Origin of the sequence: Aequorivita todarodis (assembly GCF_028561335.1) — a bacterium.
Classification (GTDB): domain Bacteria; phylum Bacteroidota; class Bacteroidia; order Flavobacteriales; family Flavobacteriaceae; genus Aequorivita; species Aequorivita todarodis.
In genome coordinates this window covers 1-21011 of record NZ_JAQQTG010000014.1, presented here as the reverse complement: position 1 = coordinate 21011, position 21011 = coordinate 1, and the positions used below count along the sequence as shown (strand labels likewise).

19 protein-coding genes are annotated in these 21011 nt (G+C 39.9%); 10 read left to right on the top strand and 9 right to left on the bottom strand.

Going from position 1 to position 21011, the window contains the following annotated elements:
• Nucleotides 1–12: 12 nt before the first annotated feature.
• Together POV26_RS05065 and POV26_RS05060 are read right to left on the bottom strand one after the other, a co-directional pair.
• Nucleotides 13–663 carry an NAD(P)H-binding protein gene (locus tag POV26_RS05065; protein ID WP_272855386.1) on the bottom strand — a complete coding sequence of 217 codons (651 nt, stop codon included), beginning with the start codon at nt 661–663 and terminating at the stop codon, nt 13–15.
• A gap of 90 nt (nt 664–753) precedes the next feature.
• Complete coding sequence (locus POV26_RS05060) at nt 754–966, bottom strand: NAD-dependent epimerase/dehydratase family protein (protein WP_272855385.1); 213 nt, start codon at nt 964–966, stop codon at nt 754–756.
• Nucleotides 967–1714: 748 nt separating this feature from the next.
• Here POV26_RS05060 and dinB point away from each other — a divergent pair.
• Nucleotides 1715–2821: a DNA polymerase IV gene (dinB, locus tag POV26_RS05055; protein ID WP_419180006.1), complete on the top strand. Its 1107-nt coding sequence runs from the start codon at nt 1715–1717 to the stop codon at nt 2819–2821.
• A gap of 109 nt (nt 2822–2930) precedes the next feature.
• A complete protein-coding gene (locus tag POV26_RS05050; protein ID WP_272855384.1) occupies nt 2931–3692 on the top strand; it encodes an SH3 domain-containing protein in 762 nt (253 codons plus the stop codon).
• Between the two features lie 12 nt (nt 3693–3704).
• Here the strand turns inward: POV26_RS05050 and POV26_RS05045 are convergent, their stop codons facing one another.
• Nucleotides 3705–3953 (bottom strand): helix-turn-helix domain-containing protein, encoded by a 249-nt coding sequence (locus tag POV26_RS05045; protein ID WP_272855383.1) that lies wholly within the window; start codon nt 3951–3953, stop codon nt 3705–3707.
• A gap of 139 nt (nt 3954–4092) precedes the next feature.
• Here POV26_RS05045 and POV26_RS05040 point away from each other — a divergent pair, with 139 nt between their 5' ends.
• From POV26_RS05040 to POV26_RS05025, 4 genes are read left to right on the top strand one after another with little or no spacing between them, the layout of a single operon-like run.
• A complete protein-coding gene (locus POV26_RS05040) occupies nt 4093–5520 on the top strand; it encodes a zinc metalloprotease (protein ID WP_272855382.1) in 1428 nt (475 codons plus the stop codon).
• Nucleotides 5521–5580: 60 nt separating this feature from the next.
• Nucleotides 5581–6951 (top strand): T9SS type A sorting domain-containing protein, encoded by a 1371-nt coding sequence (locus POV26_RS05035; protein WP_272855381.1) that lies wholly within the window; start codon nt 5581–5583, stop codon nt 6949–6951.
• A gap of 33 nt (nt 6952–6984) precedes the next feature.
• Nucleotides 6985–8355 carry a T9SS type A sorting domain-containing protein gene (locus POV26_RS05030; RefSeq protein WP_272855380.1) on the top strand — a complete coding sequence of 457 codons (1371 nt, stop codon included), beginning with the start codon at nt 6985–6987 and terminating at the stop codon, nt 8353–8355.
• A 33-nt stretch (nt 8356–8388) separates the two neighbouring features.
• Entirely contained in the window at nt 8389–9759 is a 1371-nt protein-coding gene (locus tag POV26_RS05025) for a T9SS type A sorting domain-containing protein (RefSeq protein WP_272855379.1), read from the top strand.
• A 2-nt stretch (nt 9760–9761) separates the two neighbouring features.
• Here the strand turns inward: POV26_RS05025 and pyk are convergent, their stop codons facing one another.
• From pyk to POV26_RS05000, 5 genes are all read right to left on the bottom strand, one after another.
• Nucleotides 9762–11192, bottom strand: coding sequence for a pyruvate kinase (gene pyk, locus POV26_RS05020; RefSeq protein ID WP_272855378.1), 1431 nt, complete (start codon nt 11190–11192; stop codon nt 9762–9764).
• Entirely contained in the window at nt 11193–11678 is a 486-nt protein-coding gene (locus tag POV26_RS05015) for an IPExxxVDY family protein (protein ID WP_272855377.1), read from the bottom strand.
• Nucleotides 11679–11815: 137 nt separating this feature from the next.
• The gene (rnc, locus tag POV26_RS05010; protein WP_272855376.1) at nt 11816–12559 is read right to left on the bottom strand and encodes a ribonuclease III; all 744 of its coding nucleotides are present in this window, start codon (nt 12557–12559) and stop codon (nt 11816–11818) included.
• A gap of 8 nt (nt 12560–12567) precedes the next feature.
• Nucleotides 12568–13821 (bottom strand): beta-ketoacyl-ACP synthase II, encoded by a 1254-nt coding sequence (fabF, locus tag POV26_RS05005; RefSeq protein ID WP_272855375.1) that lies wholly within the window; start codon nt 13819–13821, stop codon nt 12568–12570.
• A gap of 10 nt (nt 13822–13831) precedes the next feature.
• A complete protein-coding gene (locus tag POV26_RS05000; RefSeq protein ID WP_014781833.1) occupies nt 13832–14065 on the bottom strand; it encodes an acyl carrier protein in 234 nt (77 codons plus the stop codon).
• Nucleotides 14066–14289: 224 nt separating this feature from the next.
• Here POV26_RS05000 and purN point away from each other — a divergent pair, with 224 nt between their 5' ends.
• Together purN and POV26_RS04990 are read left to right on the top strand one after the other, a co-directional pair.
• On the top strand, nt 14290–14862 hold the full coding sequence (gene purN / locus POV26_RS04995) for a phosphoribosylglycinamide formyltransferase (protein ID WP_272855374.1): 573 nt from the start codon (nt 14290–14292) through the stop codon (nt 14860–14862).
• On the top strand, nt 14855–15487 hold the full coding sequence (locus tag POV26_RS04990) for a ribonuclease H family protein (RefSeq protein ID WP_272855392.1): 633 nt from the start codon (nt 14855–14857) through the stop codon (nt 15485–15487). Before purN ends, POV26_RS04990 begins: the two co-directional genes overlap by 8 nt.
• Before the next feature lie 14 nt (nt 15488–15501).
• Here the strand turns inward: POV26_RS04990 and POV26_RS04985 are convergent, their stop codons facing one another.
• Nucleotides 15502–17094: a hypothetical protein gene (locus tag POV26_RS04985; RefSeq protein WP_272855373.1), complete on the bottom strand. Its 1593-nt coding sequence runs from the start codon at nt 17092–17094 to the stop codon at nt 15502–15504.
• Between the two features lie 149 nt (nt 17095–17243).
• On the opposite strand from POV26_RS04985, the gene POV26_RS04980 reads away from it, so the two are divergent.
• Together POV26_RS04980 and POV26_RS04975 are read left to right on the top strand one after the other, a co-directional pair.
• Nucleotides 17244–18167: a PfkB family carbohydrate kinase gene (locus POV26_RS04980; RefSeq protein ID WP_272855372.1), complete on the top strand. Its 924-nt coding sequence runs from the start codon at nt 17244–17246 to the stop codon at nt 18165–18167.
• A gap of 112 nt (nt 18168–18279) precedes the next feature.
• Entirely contained in the window at nt 18280–20178 is a 1899-nt protein-coding gene (locus POV26_RS04975; protein ID WP_272855371.1) for an amidophosphoribosyltransferase, read from the top strand.
• The last annotated feature ends 833 nt before the right edge of the window (nt 20179–21011 follow it).

The following is a 21011-nucleotide window of genomic DNA, read 5'->3' as shown; positions in this document are numbered from 1 at the left end:
TGATAGTCAGGTCTAATTTTGGGTAATCGTTTTTATTTTTTCCGAAGTTATCATTTTTTCAGCATATCCCTCTTTCGCCAAGACCAACATCGCTTCGGCAATAGTTTCGGCCTTTATCATTTTGTATTTTTTCGGAATCAAAAATCCGAAGATTTTCATAAAAAAGGTTGCTACTTTTTCACCCAAACGGTTTTCATCCCTATCGCCCGCAATGAGGGACGGTTGCAAAACGTAGGTGTTTTTGATGTGCTGTTTTAAAACATCGCGCTGCATTTCGCCCTTGGTTTTGTTGTAAAAGATGCCGCTGTTTTCGTCTGCGCCCATTGCCGAAATTACGATAAACGTTTCAATCCCGTTTTGTTTTGCAAGCCTTGCGGCGGTCACGGGTATGCCGTAATCTATCTTTTTATAGGTTTCCTTATCGGGCGTTTTGGCTTTTGTGGTGCCGATACAACAGAAAACCACATCGGCGGTGAAGACTTCGGAATATTTATCCAGTTGGAACATATCTATCAAATGTTCCTCGATTTTTGGGGAATTTTCTTCTGCGGAACTGCGCGAGAAAAGTATTATCTTTTCAAAAGCGGGGTCTTTCAAAAGTTTTTTGAGCAGGATACTTCCCGTCAAGCCCGTGGCGCCTAAAATGATTGCTGTTTTTTTCAACTTTGACAAAGTTTTCTGAAATTTGATTTTTATGCTGAAATTTGAATTATAATGCTGAGTACCATTAAAAATAGATAAACTTTGTCAAAGTTAGCAGAAAACCACATCGGCGGTGAAGGCTTCGGAATATTTATCCAGTTGGAACATATCTATCAAATGTTCCTCGATTTTTGGGGAATTTTCTTCCGTGGAACTGCGCGAGAAAAGTATTATCTTTTCAAAAGCGGGGTCTTTTAAAAGTTTTTTAAGCAGGATGCTTCCCGTCAATCCCGTGGCGCCTAAAATGATTGCTGTTTTTTTCAACTTTGACAAAGTTTTCTGAAATTTAATTTTTATGCTGTAATTTGAATTATAATGCTGAGTACCATTAAAAATAGGTAAACTTTGTCAAAGTTAGCACTCAATATATTAAATTCAGGTTTTAGAAATGCTAAGTTTATAAACCTTGGAAACTGACAGGTACTATCATATCTATAATCGCGCAAATGGAACGGAAAAAATTTTTGTTTCCACTGAAAATTTTGACTTCTTTCTTCGTAAGTATAAGAAGTTTATAGTTCCCGTTGTTGATACCTTTTGCTATTGTTTAATGCCGAATCACTTTCATTTTTTAATAAAGGTCAAGTCTGAAAAACAATTATTGGAACTTGAAGATTACCAGAATTTTAAGAATAAAAGTCTTTTTGTGAGTAAACAATTTTCAAACTTGTTTAGTTCCTATACGCAGGCTTTCAATAAACAACAGGGAAGAAGGGGCAATCTTTTTATGCGGCCTTTCAAGCGAAAGGAGATACAGGATGAAATTTATTTTCGAAAGCTTGTTCATTATATTCATCTTAACCCCGTTGAAGCCGGGCTCTGCAAATATCCGACAGTATGGGCGCATTCTTCATATAACGCATTGATTTCCTCAAAACCAACTTTGCTAAACAGATTGGAAGTTTTGAGATATTTTGATACGGTAGAAAATTTTATTTATGTTCATTCATATCCACCCCAGATTACAGGTATTGAAACATTCTAAATCTTAACTTTGACAAAGTTTAAAACTTTGTCAAAGTTGGAAGAAAATATCCGCAAAATTATCCACATAGACATGGACGCATTTTATGCCTCCGTGGAGCAGTTGGACAATCCTGAACTGCGCGGAAAACCGTTGGCCGTGGGCGGCAGTTCTGCCCGTGGGGTGGTGGCGGCGGCAAGTTATGAGGCGCGCAAGTTTGGGGTGCGCAGCGCCATGAGCGGAGCGATGGCCCGTAAACTTTGTCCCGAACTTATTTTTGTTCGGACGAATTTTGACCGATACAAAGAAGTTTCGAAACAAATACGGAAGATATTTTTTGAATATACCGATTTGGTGGAACCACTGTCCTTGGATGAAGCTTATCTGGACGTTACCGAAAACAAAAAGGGCAATCCCAGTGCGACGATGATTGCGGAAGAGATTCGGAAAAAGATAAAGGAAAAGACGGGATTGAACGCTTCCGCGGGAATTTCTGTAAATAAATTTGTGGCGAAAATAGCCAGCGATATCAACAAGCCCAACGGGCAAAAAACCATTGGCCCCGAGGAGGTGGTTCCATTTTTGGAAACGTTGGACGTGAAGAAGTTTTACGGTGTCGGAAAAGTGACCAGAGAGAAAATGTACCGATTGGGAATTTTTTCCGGAAAAGATTTGAAGGCAAAATCCCTTGAATTTTTAGAAGAAAACTTCGGAAAGAGTGGCGGGTTTTATTACAATGTGGTACGAGGAATTCACAACAGTAAGGTGAAACCTTCCAGAACCCAAAAATCTTTGGCTGCGGAACATACTTTTTCAGAAAATATTTCTTCAGAAATTTTTATGATGGAACGTCTTGAGGAAATTGCTTCAGAAGTTGAAAACCGTTTAAAACGCAGTCAACTAGCAGGAAAAACAGTAACTTTAAAAATAAAGTATCGCGATTTTACGCTTCAAACACGCAGTAAAACACTGCCACTTTTTATCGCTTCCAAAGAGTTGATTTTGGATGTAGTTAAAGAATTGTTATTTCAAGAAAAAATGAAAGAGTCGGTACGGTTGTTGGGCATTTCAATTTCACACCTAAACAACGAAACCCCAAAGAAAAAGGAGGTTCCAAAAGAATCGATAGACGTGCAATTGAAACTTGAATTTTAAGCCCCCTCCGCCTTCGGCACCTCCCCCTGAAAAAGGGGGAGGAAGATTGTAAAAATTTTAAATATGATAGAAAGCTACGTATCTTTAAACTAATTTAAAACTTTAGCTTATGAAGACCGTAGCTTTTTCCATTCTTGCCCTTGCGGGGTTCACTTTTCTTTTTTCTTGTAAAAATGACACCAAAACCAACGAAGAAACCCAAACTGTTGCCACCGATAGCATTCCTGCGGAAAATGCGCCCGATGCTATGTACGTTACTGCCGTAAGCGGGTTGACCTTGCGGGAATTCCCGAACCTGCAAAGTGCAAAACTTACCGTGATGCCCTTGGGGACAAAAGTGAAAATCGTGAATGCCGAAGGAAAAACCACGATGAACGTGGGCGGGATTGACGGCGCGATGGACGAGGTGGAATTCAACAACCAAAAAGGGTTTGCGTTTAACGGTTTTCTGTCGAAATTTTTTCCTCCGGGCGAAAATGCTTCGGCAAAGCATTATGCCGAGGAATTGAAGAAGGATTTTCCCAAGGTGGGTTATTCTGAAGCAACGGGCGGGACGGCGAGCAAGCCTACCAAGACCGAAACTTTGGTGCTGCCCACGGATAAATGGCACGAGGCGTTTTTTACGGCGCAACAGCTTTTTGATATTCCGAAATCGTTTGCGTTTCCAAACCCGAAAGGTTCCAATAATGAAACCCAGCAGAACGGTAACAAAAAGAAAAACGATTTTATCAGTGAGCTACAGATTTCCCGCAACGACAACGAACTTCAGAAAATAGTTTATAACTACAAAACCAAAGGTTTCGGGTACACGGTTACTATTTCAAAAGAAAGTGCAGGAATGAAGCTTGAAAAGATGGAGGTTGCGGATTAAAGTCTAAATTTTTTATAAATCTTCCAATAATTTTGAAATTGAAATATCAAGTGCATTGGCTATTACGCCAATAGTAACAATATTTGGTGTAACCTTTCCTTTTTCTATTTTGTAGATATATTGCCTGTCTTTTAGGGTAAGTTCTGCTAGTTCTGTTTGGGTTAGATTCTTTCTTTTTCTTGCCATTTTAATAGCAAAACCCAAGCTAGCAGGAAGGCTTGCTTTAAGTTTTAAAATCTGTTCTTCGCTTACATATGACATGTAAGCAAATTCTTTGAATATTTAATATTTTTTGTAACCTTATAGTACTACATTAAAATTTTTATTATATATTTGGTTTTCTCCCCAGTTATTTAGAAAGCTAATTTTCACAATTATTGTTTAACTAAATACTGTTTTTATGAAACCAACCAAACTGTTTTTCAGATTACTTTTTTGTACATTTATGCTTAATGCACTTTTTATGAACGCTCAGATAGATAACCAAGAATGTGTTGTTATCGAAAATGGAACCGACCCTGCAGGAATATACAGTTATTCCACAGACATTGCAACCCTAAATAATTACGAGCCCGTTGTCTTTAACGTAAAATTTTGGGGCATTAATCATCCAGATGGAAATGATTATTTTCCAAACAGGTATCATGACGCTCTACAAGCAATAGCCAATCTTAATATTATGTACAACCCGTTTAATATTTTTTTTAAATTTCGTGGGCTTGAAGAATTTCAAAGTCCTGCATTACCCGGAGACCCTGATGGTTATTTTGTATTGCAAACTACTGCCCAATTTTCTGCAATGGTCAATTGGGCAGCGGCCAATGGATATAAAGATACAAACGCATTAAACGTTTATGCTGTTGGCTGGATGAGTTTTGCTGGTGGCATAGCATATAGACCAGGTTTTGTATGTGCCACAAATTCTGGAAGTGGGTTGGCTGGTAATAATACAGTACATGAAATATCGCACAATCTTAATTTAAAACATACTCGCTCTTTCAATGAGCATACCACCCGCGACCCAAATAACCAATATTTTAATGCAACCACAGCGGGGGATGAAATAGTGGATACCAATGCAAATAGCGGTTTTTATGATAGCAGTTGTCAATGTACCCCCTATATTGACCAAACCGATTGCACTTATTTTGGGGAGGAAACGGATAATTCACCGGATCACGTACGATATACTATCAATCACGAGGATGTCATCAATATTATGGGCAATGCCTATGGATGTTCAGAGCAGTACTTAACCATAGGGCAGGCCATCCACGTTCATGAAAAAATAGCAACCGGATATTATAATGCGGCCCTTACCAATGTGGCTTCACTTTATGAGCCCTATGCCGGGGAATATTTTGACCCAAACAATCCAAACGACCCATTATACAAACCATTGTTCCAGCCCGGCTTTGACTATCGGTTTTTTGAATGTGATTGCGACTGCCCCGAGCCCGCCCCTTATGAGGATATCTCGTTTACCTATACACAAAATATAATCAAACAGGTAAGCAAATATGAAAGCGATTTTAGCACGATCTATCATCCAAACCATTCCGCAATAGGTATTAAAATTGAGAATAATCCTGTTTTTTGGCCGCAACCACGCAGGTGTTATGACAACCCGAACCGCAGGCCAATAGGGGGTAGTTTAACAAGATTTAACGATGATATATTCAATACCAATGTTACCGTGACCCCAAAGGATTCACTGGGGATAAACAGTCCAAATTTAGTAAATGAGCTGGACCCCGGTCTTTACAAAATTGAAAAGATTTATGAGGAAGGAAATACGGAGCAGGATATCATATTCAAGCAAGATTAAAAACCAAGAAATGGTTCCTATAAAAATAGAATAGGAGCCATTTCATTTAATCCAAAAATCATGAAATACTTTTTGTTGACCGCAATGTGCTTATTTTATATTGTTGCATATAGTCAATTTGGTCCCCAACAAATAATTACCCAAACTGCAAATGGCTCCAAATGGATTATTGCTACAGACATTGATGGCGATGGGTATAAAGATGTAGCTTCTGCAAATGAGTTTGGGAGTAATCTTACCTGGTATAAAAATCTGGACGGGCACGGAACCTTTGGGCCTGAAAATATAATAGCAAATTTAAACCAGACCTTTTTTATATCTGATGCAGATATTGATGGCGATGATGATATGGACGTTATGGCAGTATCTTTTGCACAAGACAAAATAGTTTGGTATGAAAACCTGGATGGGCAGGGCAATTTCAGCGGCCAAAATATTGTTTCCCATACTGCCGACGGCGCATATGCTGTAGTTGCGGGCGATCTGGACGGTGATGGCGATTTGGACCTTATAGCGGCAATTGATCTTGCCGGCACCGTGGCCTGGTATGAAAATTTAGATGGACTGGGCAATTTCAGTACGATTAAAATAATAGACAATACTATTGGCAGTCCACAATTTGTTTCTGTTGCTGATATGGATGGCGATGGGGACTTGGATGTTGTTGGGAATGGAACGGGCACCTCAAAGGCGTATTGGATAGAAAATATGAACGGTATAGGTAGTTTTGGTACTCGCCATGTAATCAATAACGCTGGAGCCTATTTAAACGTAGTTATTCCTGCTGATGCCGATGGTGATGGGGATATGGATGCTTTTTCAGCATCGCCATTCGACAAAGAAGTTGCTTGGTACGAAAACTTGGATGGCCTGGGCAATTTTGGCCCTAAAAGCACGATAACCGATACCTTGGAAAATGCCTGGACGGTTTTTGCAGCCGATTTAGACAACGATGGGGATATGGATGTGTTAGCAACCAGTGTTGAAACTTTTGGTGGCGAAATTGTATGGTTTGAAAATCTGGATGGACAAGGAAATTTCAGTTCGAAAAAAATAATCAGTACGGAAGTGCAATCGCCCCGCTCCGTATTAGCTGCAGATATTGACAACGATGGCGATATGGACGTCATTGCCTCTTCACAAAACGATGATAAAATAGCTTGGTATGAAAATTATACTATTTTATCGGTAGAAGAAAATAAAATAAACTCTTTAACGGTCTATCCAAACCCTACTAAGGGATTAATTTATATAAACCCCAAAACTAAAACCATTATTAGTATAGGTGTCTTTGATTTACTGGGTAAAAAAGTACTTCAATTAGAAGGAAACATCCAACGAATAGATATTTCAACACTTCAAAGTGGCATGTATTTTTTGAGGATAGTAACTGAAGTTGGAGATTTTGTACATAAAATTATAAAGGAATAAAATATTTCTGGACCGTCTTTTCAACATATTAAAATGGCAAAATATATATTTATAATTACATGTGCTTTTTTAAATCTTAAAAGTATTGCACAATTTGGACCACAGCGAATTATCTCTACGGAAGCTGATGGTTCCAGAATTATCTGCGCTGCAGATGTGGACGGCGATACTAAAATTGATATTCTATCAGCAAATAAATTTGGCGGTAACCTTACTTGGTATAAGAACTTGGATGGTTTGGGGAATTTCGGTCCCCAACATATAATTGCTTTATTAGATGATACCATCCATGTAAGTGCAGCTGACCTAGATGGGGACGGGGACGTGGATGTTCTTGCAGTTTCCTATTTTAACGACTTGGTGGTTTGGTATGAAAACATAAATGGACTAGGGGAATTTAGTTCCCAGAAAATCATTTCCAATTCTGTAAATGGCGCATATAGAGTTATAGCTGCAGATATTGATGGTGACGGCGATATGGACGTGGTATCCGGATCTGACAATACGGGAATTGCTTGGTATGAAAATACTGATGGAAACGGAAATTTTGGGCCATCAAGGGTTATTAATTTTGCTGCTGCAAGTTCACGCTCAATTGCTGCGGCCGATATTGACAACGATGGAGATTTGGATGTGGTAGGCGCAACATCTGGATCTGTTACAGTTGCTTGGTATGAAAATCTTGACGGTTTAGGTAGTTTTGGGCCTCAACAAACAATAACTACAAATGGTCTATCGGTAGAACCTATTTTCACAATAGATATAGATGGTGATGGCGATATAGATGTAATTGCAGCAACGGGAGGAGCGGATAAAGTAGCTTGGTATGAAAATTTGGACGGTCTTGGCAATTTTGGAAGCGAAAATATAATTATCGATAATTTACTAGGTGCTCATTCCATTTATTCCACAGATTTAGACAATGATGGCGATAATGATATACTTGCAACTGGTGGGGGAGCTTTTGACGGTGAAGTGGTCTGGTTTGAGAATTTAGATGGACAAGGCTCTTTTGGAGCAAAAAAAATTATAAGTACCGAAGTTCAATTTTCTCGTTCCGTAATTGCTGCCGACATAGACAATGATGGTGATAAGGATGTGATTGCCTCTTCACAAAACGATGATAAAATAGCTTGGTATGAAAATTATACTATTTTATCGGTAGAAGAAAATCAAATAAACTCTTTAACGGTCTATCCAAATCCTACTAAGGGATTAATTTATATAAACCCCAAAACTAAAACCATTATTAATATAGGTGTCTTTGATTTACTGGGTAAAAAAGTGCTTCAATTAGAAGGAAACATCCAGCGAATAGATATTTCAACACTTCAAAGTGGCATGTATTTTTTGAAGATAGTAACTGAAGTTGGAGATTTTGTACATAAAATTATAAAGGAATAAAATATTTCTGGACCGTCTTTTCAACATATTAAAATGGCAAAATATATATTTATAATTACATGTGTTTTTTTAAATCTTAAAAGTATTGCACAATTTGGACCGCAGAGAATTATCTCTACGGAAGCTGATGGTTCCAGAATTATCTGCGCTGCAGATGTGGACGGCGATACTAAAATTGATATTCTATCTGCAAACAAATTTGGCGGTAACCTTAGTTGGTATAAGAACTTGGATGGTTTGGGGAATTTCGGTCCCCAACATATAATTGCTTTATTAGATGATACCATCCATGTAAGTGCAGCTGACCTAGATGGGGATGGGGACGTGGATGTTCTTGCAGTTTCCTATTTTAACGATTTGGTGGTTTGGTATGAAAATCTTGATGGTCAAGGTAATTTTAGTAACCAGAAAATTATAAGTACACAGGTCGATGGCGCATTTTCTGTAATTGCGGCCGATATAGATGGCGATGGTGATTTGGATGTGCTATCTGGCTCTGATAACTCTGGAATTGCATGGTATGAAAATTTGGACGGCCAAGGAAACTTTAGTGCTTCTAGAATTATTTATAATACTAGTGGTTCACGATCTATTGAAGCTGTGGATATGGATGGCGATGGCGATATGGATGTTTTAAGTAATTCTTCATCTAATTCAGAGTGGATATTTTGGATAGAAAACATGAATGGATTAGGCAATTTTGTTTCTAAACATGTTATTGATAATATAGGCTTGTATTTCAATGTAATATATGCAGCCGATGTTGATAACGATGACGATATGGATGTTTTTTCAGTATCGATTGGCGACAATGAGGTTGTTTGGTATGAAAATCTGGACGGCATGGGTAATTTTGGTCAAATAAATACCATTACTCATACACTTGAGGATGCTTGGACGGTTTTTGCAAGCGATTTGGACAATGATGGCGATATTGATGTTTTATCAACAAGTGTTGAACCATTTGGAGGCGAAATTGTATGGTTTGAAAACCTGGATGGAATGGGTTCGTTTGGGTCTAAAAATGTTATCAGTTCAGAACATCAGTTTCCCCGCTCCGTAATAGCGGCAGATATAGACAATGACGGGGATATGGACGTGATTGCCTCATCTCAGAACGACGATAAAATAGCGTGGTATGAAAATTATACTATTTTATCAGTAGAAGAAAACGAAATAAACTCTTTAACGGTCTATCCAAACCCTACTAAAGGATTAATTTATATAAACCCCAAAACTAAAACCATTATTAGTATAGGTGTCTTTGATTTACTGGGTAAAAAAGTACTTCAATTAGAAGGAAACATCCAACGAATAGATATTTCAACACTTCAAAGTGGCATGTATTTTTTAAGAATAACAACCGACGATGGAGCGTTTGTGCAAAAGATTATTAAGGAGTAATTCTATTTCACCTGCGAAACCCGTAACGTATTTACCATTCCCTTATCCACAATGGGCATAGCTGCAAGGTTTATTAAATAATCGCCTTTGTGCACGTAGCCTTTTTCAAAAGCAATGCGGTTTACGTCATCCACGGTTTCGTCTGTACTTACATATTTATCGTAATAAAATGCCTTTACGCCCCACAATAAGTTTAAGCGGGCCAGAATGCGTTTGTTACTGGTAAACGCCAAGATAAAGGCCGAAGGCCGCCAGGCCGAAATTTGGAAGGCGGTATAACCACTGTTGGTAAGGGTGCAGATGGCCTGTGCCTCAATTTCATTGGCCATATGTGCCGCGTGATAGCAAATTGATTTTGTAACGTAGCGGTTGGTTTTAATCTGTGGCGGTTCTTGTGGGACGCGGATCAATTCAGAATTTTCCACGCTTTTTAGGATTTTGGCCATTGTTTTAATCACGGCAACGGGATAATTGCCCACGGAAGTTTCGCCGGATAGCATTACGGCATCGGCGCCGTCCATAACACTGTTTGCTACATCATTAACCTCGGCGCGGGTAGGCGTTAGTGAGGTTATCATCGTCTCCATCATTTGGGTGGCGATGATTACGGGGATGCGTGCACGTTTTGCAGTGAGTACCAATTCTTTTTGAATGAGCGGCACTTCCTCTGCGGGCACTTCCACGCCCAGATCGCCGCGGGCAACCATCAGGCCGTCGCAATAGGCGATGATCCTATCGATATTTTCGACCGCCTCGGGCTTTTCGATTTTTGCGATTATAGGAATTTTATATTCCGAATGGGCTTCAATCAACGCCTGCAATTCCTTTAAATCCTCAGCGTGGCGCACAAAGGAAAGGGCGAGCCAATCCACTTGCTGCTCAATGGCAAAAATGGCGTCCTCTTTATCTTTTGCAGTAAGTGCCGGGAGTGAAATTTTGGTGTTTGGCAGGTTTACCCCTTTTTTGGAACGCAGCGGACCACCCTGGATTACCATTACTTTCACCTCATCTTTTTTGTTGGTTTTAAGCACTTCAAAAATAAGTTTGCCGTCGTCCAAAAGCACGCGTTCACCCGGGTTCACATCACGCGGAAAATTGTCATAATTCATATAGACTTTTTTCTTGGTGCCCTCAAATTCATTGCCCGTACAAAAGGAAAGTTCATCACCGGGCTGTACAATGACCTCCTCTTTCATAACGCCAACGCGCAGTTTTGGACCCTGCAGATCGCCCAAAATGGCAACGTGCGTATCCAATTCTTCGGAAAGGGTTCGAATGGTTTTGATAGTCTTTTTTACCGTGGCATAATCTGCGTGCGAGAAATTCACCCTAAAAACATCCACGCCTTCCAGGATCATGTGTTTTAGTGTTTCGGTATCGGAAGTGGCAGGGCCCAGAGTGGCAACTATTTTGGTTCTTTTTTGATTTGACATTTAGTCGAAAATTAAATTGTTCTTTGATTTTATATTGGCTGTTTCCACGACATATGCAGAAACAATCTGGTCTATATTGTTTATTTGAGAGATTAAGGATTGCAAGGGAACAGTCTCAAAATCGGAATATATTTTAAGTAAATAATCCACTTTTTTAAGCTCGGGCAGCAGAAAATGGTCTTTTTCTGAACCGATTTCAGAAAACAATCCACCGGAACTCTGCAAGCCAGCCTCTGCGATGCTACATTTATTGGCAACAAGATAATATTGGCTATAATTGAACTCGTCCATAAAATCGAAAATCGGAAAGGTTACCATCATTCCTTCGGAAGGAAAATCAATATCCACTCTTCTTCTTTTGAAACGGGTATTCAGGTGTTGGTTCATCAAATAAGCCACTTTATAGGCTTCTTCGCTGCAATGGATTGCGATGAGCGTATAGGGCTCTTCGGGTTCCTCTCCCATATCCAATTTGTAATGGCCCATTTTTTTTTGATGCTATTGATACTATAGATACTGTGGAGGCTATTGTTTTGCCGCCACCAGTCTTTCTACAAAAATAGGTAACTTTAGAGGTATTAACTAAATAATTTGGGAACGGACGGAATAATTACCCTTAAAATTTAAGGCTTTTCTGAATCAATCTTTATCTGAAGTTTATAAAAAGCCCTTTTTGCAGCGCGTTCTTCGGCTTTCTTTTTGGAAGTTGCGCGTGCTTTGGCGATTACTTCGTCCTCAAGTTTTAACCGGACGGCAAAATGTTTCAGTTCATCTTTGCCATTGTCTTCATAGATTTCAAAGCTGAATTGCTTCTTATGTTTCTGGCACCATTCAATGAAGAGGCTTTTGTAGCTTATTACTTTTCCTTCCAGTTTCTTGATGTCAACATACGGTTTTATGACCCTTTTTTGGATGAATTTTTCGCAGTATTTAAAACCGCGGTCCAAATAAATGGCGCCTACAAGCGCTTCAAAAACGTTTCCGTAAATATTGCCGCTGAATTGTTGCGTTGGGATGGTGGTTTTTAAAAATTTCACCAATTGAAGATCCCGCCCCAACTCGTTTAAATGCTCTCTGCTCACCACTTTGCTGCGCATTTTGGTTAGATAGCCTTCGTTGCCTCCGGGTACTTTTTTAAACAAATGTGCTGCAATTACGGCACCGAGCATCGCATCGCCCAAAAATTCGAGCCGTTCATAATTTTGCGGTTGGCCGTTATTGTTTTTTTCGTTGGTGGAACGATGGGTAAAAGCGGTTTCGTAAATGGAAATATCTTTGGGCTTAAACCCCAATATTTTTTTTAGGGAATTGAAAAATTCCCCGTTCTTTTCAGCACGGGAAGAAAATATGTTTTTAATGGAGGCCATTAATTGTTTTAGGCATCAAGTTTTTTAAAGAGCACACAAGCATTGTGCCCGCCAAACCCAAAGGTATTGCTCATGGCTACTTTAATGTCGCGTTTTTGAGCTTTGTTAAGGGTAAGGTTTAAGGAAGGATCTATGTTTTCATCTACCGTAGTATGGTTAATGGTAGGTGGAACAATCCCGTGTTTCATTGCCAAAATAGAGGCAATGGCTTCAATAGCACCGGCAGCGCCCAAAAGGTGGCCGGTCATGGATTTTGTTGAATTGATATTTATATCCTTGGCGTGTTCGCCAAAAACATTTACAATCGCTTTCAGTTCGGCAACATCGCCAAGTGGGGTTGAGGTTCCGTGGGTGTTTATGGCATCCACTTCGTTCGGGCTCATATTGGCATCGCGCAGGGTGTTCAACATTACACGCTCTACGCCTATTCCGTCAGGATGCGGCGCCGTCATATGGTAAGCATCGCTGCTCATGCCACCGCCCACAACTTCGGCATAAATTTTTGCGCCACGCTTTTTTGCATGTTCGTATTCCTCAAGGATAAGTGCTCCTGCTCCCTCGCCCAAAACAAAACCATCGCGGGTAGCGTCAAAAGGACGCGAAGCCGTTTCTGGACTATCGTTGCGGGTTGATAGGGCGTGCATAGCGTTAAAACCGCCCATACCTGCTATGGTTACAGCCGCTTCACTTCCACCGGTTACAATAATATCGCAATGTCCCAAACGTATGTAGTTTAGTGCATCTATCATTGCATTGGCAGAGGAGGCGCAGGCAGAGACCGTTGTATAATTTGGCCCCATAAAACCGTGCTTTATGGAAATGTTTCCAGGCGCAATGTCCGCAATCATTTTTGGAATAAAGAAGGGGTTGAAACGTGGTGTTCCATCCCCTTCTGCAAAGTTTATTACTTCATCTTGAAAAGTTTCCAGCCCACCTATTCCGGCTCCCCAGATTACACCAACACGAAATTTATCAACCTCGTCGAGGTTTATTCCGGCGTCTTGTATGGCTTCATCTGAAGATACAAGGGCATATTGTGCAAAACGGTCCAGTTTTCGGGCTTCTTTTCTGTCAAAATGATCTTCTGCGTTGAAATTCTTCAATTCGCAAGCGAATTTTGTTTTGAACTTTTCAGTATCAAAATAGGTTATGGGCGCACAGCCACTTTTCCCACTAACAAGGGCATCCCAATATTCTTGAATATTGTTGCCAATAGGGGTAAGGGCACCAAGGCCTGTAACTACAACTCGCTTTAATTCCATAGAAGAATGGTTATTTTGCTGCTTCTATATAGGAAATTGCTTGACCAACAGTGGCAATGTTTTCAGCTTGGTCGTCTGGAATCTGGATATCAAATTCTTTTTCAAATTCCATGATAAGCTCTACCGTATCTAGGGAGTCTGCTCCTAAGTCGTTAGTGAAGCTTGCTTCGTTTACAACTTCGTTTTCGTCTACACCTAATTTGTCTACGATAATCGCTTTTACTCGTGATGCAATGTCTGACATAATTCTTGATTTTTAAATTTAATTATAAGTGGCAAAAATAAAATATTTTAATTGAAATCACCATTTAATGTTAAAAATGTGCCTTTGATAATTTTGAATTTTCACATTTCAACAAAATTGGAAAAACCAATTTAAACAATTTTGGGCGAAGTAAAACCCTATTGCCTTACTTTTGTGTTTTTATTTGTTAATATTTACTTCGAGAAAAACTTTTGGAAACGGGAATGAAGAAGCGGATCGTAATTTTTGCGTCGGGTAGTGGTACCAATGCCGAGAACATTATTAAATACTTTCAACGAACCCAGTTTGCCGAGGTCGTTCGCGTGCTTTCAAACAAGAAGGATGCCAAAGTTTTGGATCGTGCCGAAAAGCTTGGCGTAAATACGGTTTTCTTTACAAAGGATGAATTGTTTTCAGAAGAAGGCGTTTTGAAAATTTTAAAGGAAAGTAAGCCGGACATTATAGTATTAGCGGGTTTTCTGCTGAAATTTCCTGAGAATATTCTGAAAGAATTTCCAAACAAGGTAATAAACATACATCCTGCGCTGCTTCCCAAATACGGCGGAAAGGGAATGTACGGCAATTATGTGCACGAAGCAGTGGTGAAAAATAATGAAGCTGAAACGGGAATAACCATTCATTATGTGAATGAAAATTATGATGAAGGCGCAATTATTTCACAGAAAAAAGTGACCCTTTCAAAAAATGAAACCCCCGAAACGGTTGCTGAAAAGGTGCATATTTTGGAATACGAATGGTTTCCGAAAATAATTGAAGAAGTACTTCGCAATGGCTAAAAAGCAGAAATTTTATGTAGTGTGGTTCGGGAATCCCGCTGGTATTTTTGGCAGTTGGGAGGAGTGCAAACGCAGCATTCAAGGCGTAAAGGGCGCGCAGTACAAAAGTTTTGAAACCTTTGAGGAAGCCAAAAAAGCCTACAATAAAGAATACGCCGACTATAAAGGAAAGACGGTAAAGAAAACACTCTCAAAGGAACAGCTTGAAAAAATAGGCGAACCCAACCTGTATTCCATCGCCGTTGATGCAGCATCTAGCGGCAACCCCGGAAAAATGGAATACCGCGGCGTGGATACGCAAACCCGAAAACAACTTTTCCACCAAGGGCCATTTCAGCAGGGAACCAATAATATAGGCGAGTTTTTAGCTTTGGTTCACGGATTGGCGTTTCTGAAAAAGAACAATAGCGACCGCATTATTTACAGCGATTCACGAATAGCGATGGGCTGGGTGAAAAAGAAAAAATGCAACACAAAACTGAAACAATCTGCGAAAAACAAAACGCTTTTTGAGTTGGTTGCCCGTGCCGAAAACTGGTTAAAGACCAATAAATACGAAACGAAAATAGTAAAATGGGAAACCAAGGCTTGGGGTGAAATTCCTGCGGATTTTGGGCGAAAGTAACGGAGCCTTACTATTTAAAGATTAATTTTCATAATCCAGATTTCCTTAAAATATTCAAGGCCTTTATAGGCTTTCCACTTTTCGTAAACTGGCTTTAAGGCTTTATTATTCGCTACATACACATAATTCCAATGGTTTCTGGGGTTCACAAAAGTTTGTGGGCTGTAGCTTTTTTCAGTTAAAAACTGCGACCATTTTGAAGCATTTTCCGTTACGGAAAAAACATTTGTAACAAGATAATAGCCAGACGCCAACCCCGGGACAGTCATCGATTGAATTCTAACCTCTCTTTTTATTTTATCTTCCTCGGAAAGCACCACAGGTTTTTTGGGAATTACATTTTCTTTCGGTTTTTTATTTTCTGAAGTTTCTTTTTGAAGAGGCTTAGTTTCTATTTTTTCACTCAAAACCATGGCTTTTTGTTTTTCTTCTTCAATAGGCTCTGAAATTTCGGTAATTGCAGGGGCGCTGATAACCGTATCTGCTATCGCTTTTGATTTTTCCTCTAAAAAATCCTTGTTTATTTCAGTTTCAAACGCGACAAAAAACAAGTAAAAACGATCGGCCTTCGCTTGAAATCGAAGATTGGCTTGGGTAGTGGCATTGTCCAAAAGCGCGTTCTTCGGGTTTGGGATTTCCATTTTCAACAAATCAAAACCAAGGGTGTTGGCGCTGTTGGGATTTCGGTCCGTAAATAACCCATTGCCCATCGTAATGGAGCTGTTAAAAAAGTTCTTTTCTTCCCTTACTTTGTTGCTCAATGGCATAAAACCTCCTGCTTTTTTATCGAATATCGAAAACTCGTCCGTCTTTATTTTTCGGTCCCCTTCCATGGCTCCGAGTGCAATTGTAGTTTTAACGATTCCATCTTCCTTGCTTTTAAAATCCTTGAAGATTATCTCCACAGCTTCTTTGTTCACTTCAACCAACCCATTATAGGTTGTGAAATATTTTGGGCTTTCCGAAGCATCTTCATAAACCACATATAAAAGCCAGCCCGCGGAGCCACCGCCCAAAATTTCACCCTCGGTGGCTTTAACGTTTGCAACGGTATAAGTGCCGTTAATCGTGGCAAGATCCTGAAGTTTTGAAGTAACATCGGCATAGCACACGTAGGGGGAATTGGTCGTGAAAACCTCGGTGCCGTAACTGTCGAAAATTACTTTTCCGTTTAAGGTTTCATAACTTCCATTTGGCGTTTTGAATAATACTGTATTTACGTTTCCTTCCCTATCACCGCGACCCACGTGGACCATTTTGTTGCCGGATTTCCGCAGGGCTCCTTTTTCAGAAGGATACAAGCCGCACCAATAAAGGGCAGCGTGTGCAATTTTAGGCTTTTCGGGCGCATTTGTAACAGTGGCTTCACTGGAACTGAATGTTGTTTCATCATCGTCAACATCTATATATTTCATTTTTACGACATCGTTGGGAATACCAATGTCCATAAGTGGTTCCGTAGGGTGATCGCCCAAAATATTGTTCCCGATAAGAATGGAATTTCCGTGAAGATACAATTGTTTGTTCGCTTTAAATGCAATGCCTTCTTGGGAATATATAAATTGAAAAAACAGAAAGAAAGAAATTGGAAAATATAAGTTTTTCATTCAAAGGCGATTAAAAGTTTTCGGAATTTACAATTTTTTATAGAATTGTGCTTTTCTACCCTAAAATTACCACACTATTTCTTCGGCTTTATAAACCCTTAAAATTCTAAATAATTGATTAAATTTGCACCCTCTTTAAAAATCCCTTTATGAGCAAACTCGTAATCGTTGGTACCGTAGCTTTTGACGCTATTGAAACCCCTTTCGGAAAAACCGATAAAATCCTTGGCGGCGCCGCTACCTATATAGGTTTGGCAGCTTCGCAGTTTAAAGTTGATGGCGCTATTGTATCGATAGTGGGTGGCGATTTTCCGAAGGAAGACCTTAAAATGCTCGAAGAAAACGGGATGGATATTTCGGGTCTCGAAGTTGTAGCGGATGGGAAAACGTTCTTTTGGAGCGGAAAATATCACAACGATATGAATACCCGCGACACCTTGATAACCGATTTGAACGTGCTTGCAGATTTCAACCCTCAAGTTCCAGAAAACTATCGCGACGCGGAAGTGGTGATGTTAGGAAACCTGCATCCGCTCGTCCAATTGGGAGTTATTGAGCAGATGGATGCGCCGAAATTGATTGTGCTGGACACGATGAACTTTTGGATGGATAGTGCCTTAAATGAATTAATGCAGGTTATCGCAAAAGTAGATGTAATTACTATCAACGACGAAGAAGCAAGACAACTTTCGGGTGAATATTCATTGGTAAAGGCAGCTCAGAAAATTAGGGAGATGGGCCCCAATTATGTAGTGATAAAAAAGGGCGAACACGGGGCGTTACTCTTTGACGATGACGATGTGTTTTTCGCTCCTGCCATGCCATTGCGCGAAGTTTTTGACCCAACGGGCGCCGGCGATACCTTTGCAGGCGGGTTTACCGGTTATTTGGCAAGAACGGGCGATTATAGTTACGATAATATGAAAAATGCGGTTATCAACGGCTCGGCCTTGGCTTCGTTCTGTGTTGAAAAATTTGGCCCCGAACGGTTGCTGAATTTAACAAATCCCGAAGTGCATCAACGCATACAGCAATTTAAGAGCCTAACACAGTTTGACATCAAATTAACCTAACTGCGCGCCCTGAAATTACAGGGCGTTTTTTGTAATTTTATTTTGAGAAAAAGTTAGCATCCAAATGAACACAGACTTAATAACTTTTAACCATTAACTATTAACTTCACAAATGAGCGACGCCTTAAAACACGAATGTGGAATTGCACTGGTCCGGCTGTTGAAGCCTTTGGAATATTACAAGGAGAAATACGGAACCGCTTTTTACGGTGTAAACAAGATGTATTTGATGATGGAGAAACAGCACAACCGCGGACAGGACGGTGCTGGGTTTGCCAGTATTAAACTGGACGTAAATCCCGGAGAGCGCTACATAAGTCGTGTTCGGTCCAATGCTGCGCAGCCCATTCAGGATATTTTTGCACAGATTAACGAGCGTATAAACCTTGAATTTAAAACCCATCCGGAATATAAAGATGACGTTGCCGCGCAAAAAAAGAACATTCCCTATATAGGTGAATTGTTCCTTGGCCACGTGCGGTACGGTACCTTCGGAATAAATAGTGTGGAAAACGTACATCCCTTTCTGCGCCAAAACAATTGGATGCACCGTAACTTGATTATAGCGGGAAATTTCAACATGACCAATACCAATGAGCTTTTTGACAACCTTATAAAACTCGGAATGCACCCAAAGGAAAAGGCCGATACCGTTACGGTAATGGAACGGATAGGTCATTTTTTGGATGATGCCGTTCGAAAACTCTATAAAAAAGCAAAAGCGAAAGGATTTAACAAACAGGAGGCATCGCCCTATATTGCCGAAAACTTAAATGTTGCCAAGATTCTTCGCAAGTCTGCCTCAAACTGGGACGGAGGCTATACCATGGCAGGTCTTTTGGGCCACGGAGACGCTTTCGTGTTGCGCGATCCGGCAGGAATCAGACCAGCATATTATTACCAAGATGATGAAGTTATTGTGGTCGCTTCGGAAAGGCCCGCAATACAAACCGTTTTCAATGTTCCTTTTGAGGAGGTGAAAGAACTGGACCCTGGCAATGCCATCATTATTAAGAAAGACGGAAGTGTGAAGCTTTCTGAAATACTTGCCCCTTTGGAACGCAGATCCTGTTCCTTTGAGCGCATTTATTTTTCCCGGGGAAGCGATGCCGAAATCTATCAAGAGCGAAAAATGCTTGGTAAATTGATAATGCCGAAAATTTTGGAAGCGATTGATTATGATACCGAAAATTCAGTATTTTCCTTTATACCGAACACTGCCGAAACCTCTTTCTACGGAATGCTGGAAGCCGCACAGGACGAACTGAACAAACAGAAAAACGAAGCCATCCTGCAAGAAAAGGAAAGCTTGACCTCAGAAAGACTTCAGCAAATACAGGCCCATAAAATACGCACGGAAAAAATTGCGATAAAAGACGTAAAACTTAGGACGTTCATTACTGATGATAGCAGTCGCGATGATTTGGTAGCCCACGTTTACGATGTTACTTATGGCGTTGTTAAACCGGACGATAACTTGGTTATTATTGATGACAGTATTGTTCGCGGAACCACTTTAAAGAAAAGTATCTTAAAAATGCTGGACAGGCTTCACCCCAAACAAATCGTGGTTGTTTCTTCCGCTCCGCAGATTCGCTATCCAGATTGCTACGGAATAGATATGGCACGATTGGAGCATTTGGTGGCTTTTCAGGCAGCCTTGGAACTTCACAAAGATCGCGGAACCTATGGCATTGTTGAGGAAATTTACCATAAATGCAAAGAACAAGTTGCACTGGAGGATGTTTCGGTAATAAATCATGTGAAAAAACTATACGCACCCTTTACGGATGAAGAGATTTCCGATAAAATTGCTGAAATAATAAGCAATGAAGACATTCAAGCAAAGGTGAAACTCATTTTTCAATCTGTTGACGATCTTCACAAAGCATGTCCAAAAAATCTTGGCGATTGGTATTTCACTGGAAACTACCCCACGGCAGGAGGAAACAGGGTTGTAAACCGGGCCTACATAAACTTTTATGAAGGAAATCCAGAGCGTGCTTATTAAATTTCTTTAAATTTTAACACAGCCCTTGCCGTTTATCGGAAACCCAATCCACTTAATCGAATTTGTTGATTAACACTGTTTTAGTGCTCAAACTTGAACTATATTTGAACTTACCATAAGGCGTAAGTAGGTTAGGTCTATGGTAAGATTTGGGGCAAAAAAGGTAGGCGAAAGCCTGCCTTTTTTCATAGTACCAATCCCGATAGCTATTAGGAGTGGGCGAGTTATTGGCGATCGTTTTGATTTAATCCTGAGTTTACTCGCGAGCCGTTTTCCACTTTTTATAAAAGACAGGAATTTTTATGTTCTCAAATCTTTTAGGGAAATCGAGTGTCTTAAAGTTTTTTATTTTGGGGATGGTGAAGGTTGTTTTAAACTTTTCGTGGTGCAAGCCTATTTTTTTTCTTGCTTAAATAAATATCCCAAGAAAAAATAATCCTGAAACTTGTATGTCTTTATAAGTTCCTTCCAAAAGTGTTAAAATTTAAATTTAAACATTGCTTTTTCGGCTCAAAAATTACGAAATAGGTCTTTCAACGAAAAAACAGGTAATTCATCTAAAAGCGTAATTTTGAATGTTTTATTGCCATATATTTGAACATACCATTAGCATAAGTAGGTTAAGTTCATGGTAGATTTGGGGCAAAAAAAGGTAAACGCAAGTTTGCCTTTTTTTATGCCCAAATCTGAACGGGGTGGCGAGCCATTCCTTTTTTAAATAGTATGTTCCGAGGTTTTTTGCGAGCCGTTTTCCTTTTCTTTTTACGCAAGTCTTCCTTTTTTTATGCCCAAATCTGAACGGGGTGGCGAGCCGTTCCTTTTTTAAATAGTAT

Coding starts and splice junctions, on each gene's coding strand:
- POV26_RS04985 (WP_272855373.1), bottom strand. CDS start 17,094: ATGAAAAACTTATATTTTCCAATTTCTTTCTTTCTGTTTTTTCAATTT.
- POV26_RS05035 (WP_272855381.1), top strand. CDS start 5,581: ATGAAATACTTTTTGTTGACCGCAATGTGCTTATTTTATATTGTTGCA.
- POV26_RS05040 (WP_272855382.1), top strand. CDS start 4,093: ATGAAACCAACCAAACTGTTTTTCAGATTACTTTTTTGTACATTTATG.
- pyk (WP_272855378.1), bottom strand. CDS start 11,192: ATGTCAAATCAAAAAAGAACCAAAATAGTTGCCACTCTGGGCCCTGCC.
- purN (WP_272855374.1), top strand. CDS start 14,290: ATGAAGAAGCGGATCGTAATTTTTGCGTCGGGTAGTGGTACCAATGCC.
- POV26_RS04975 (WP_272855371.1), top strand. CDS start 18,280: ATGAGCGACGCCTTAAAACACGAATGTGGAATTGCACTGGTCCGGCTG.
- fabF (WP_272855375.1), bottom strand. CDS start 13,821: ATGGAATTAAAGCGAGTTGTAGTTACAGGCCTTGGTGCCCTTACCCCT.
- POV26_RS05025 (WP_272855379.1), top strand. CDS start 8,389: ATGGCAAAATATATATTTATAATTACATGTGTTTTTTTAAATCTTAAA.
- POV26_RS05045 (WP_272855383.1), bottom strand. CDS start 3,953: ATGTCATATGTAAGCGAAGAACAGATTTTAAAACTTAAAGCAAGCCTT.
- POV26_RS04990 (WP_272855392.1), top strand. CDS start 14,855: ATGGCTAAAAAGCAGAAATTTTATGTAGTGTGGTTCGGGAATCCCGCT.
- POV26_RS05030 (WP_272855380.1), top strand. CDS start 6,985: ATGGCAAAATATATATTTATAATTACATGTGCTTTTTTAAATCTTAAA.
- rnc (WP_272855376.1), bottom strand. CDS start 12,559: ATGGCCTCCATTAAAAACATATTTTCTTCCCGTGCTGAAAAGAACGGG.
- POV26_RS05050 (WP_272855384.1), top strand. CDS start 2,931: ATGAAGACCGTAGCTTTTTCCATTCTTGCCCTTGCGGGGTTCACTTTT.
- POV26_RS05015 (WP_272855377.1), bottom strand. CDS start 11,678: ATGGGCCATTACAAATTGGATATGGGAGAGGAACCCGAAGAGCCCTAT.
- POV26_RS05000 (WP_014781833.1), bottom strand. CDS start 14,065: ATGTCAGACATTGCATCACGAGTAAAAGCGATTATCGTAGACAAATTA.
- POV26_RS04980 (WP_272855372.1), top strand. CDS start 17,244: ATGAGCAAACTCGTAATCGTTGGTACCGTAGCTTTTGACGCTATTGAA.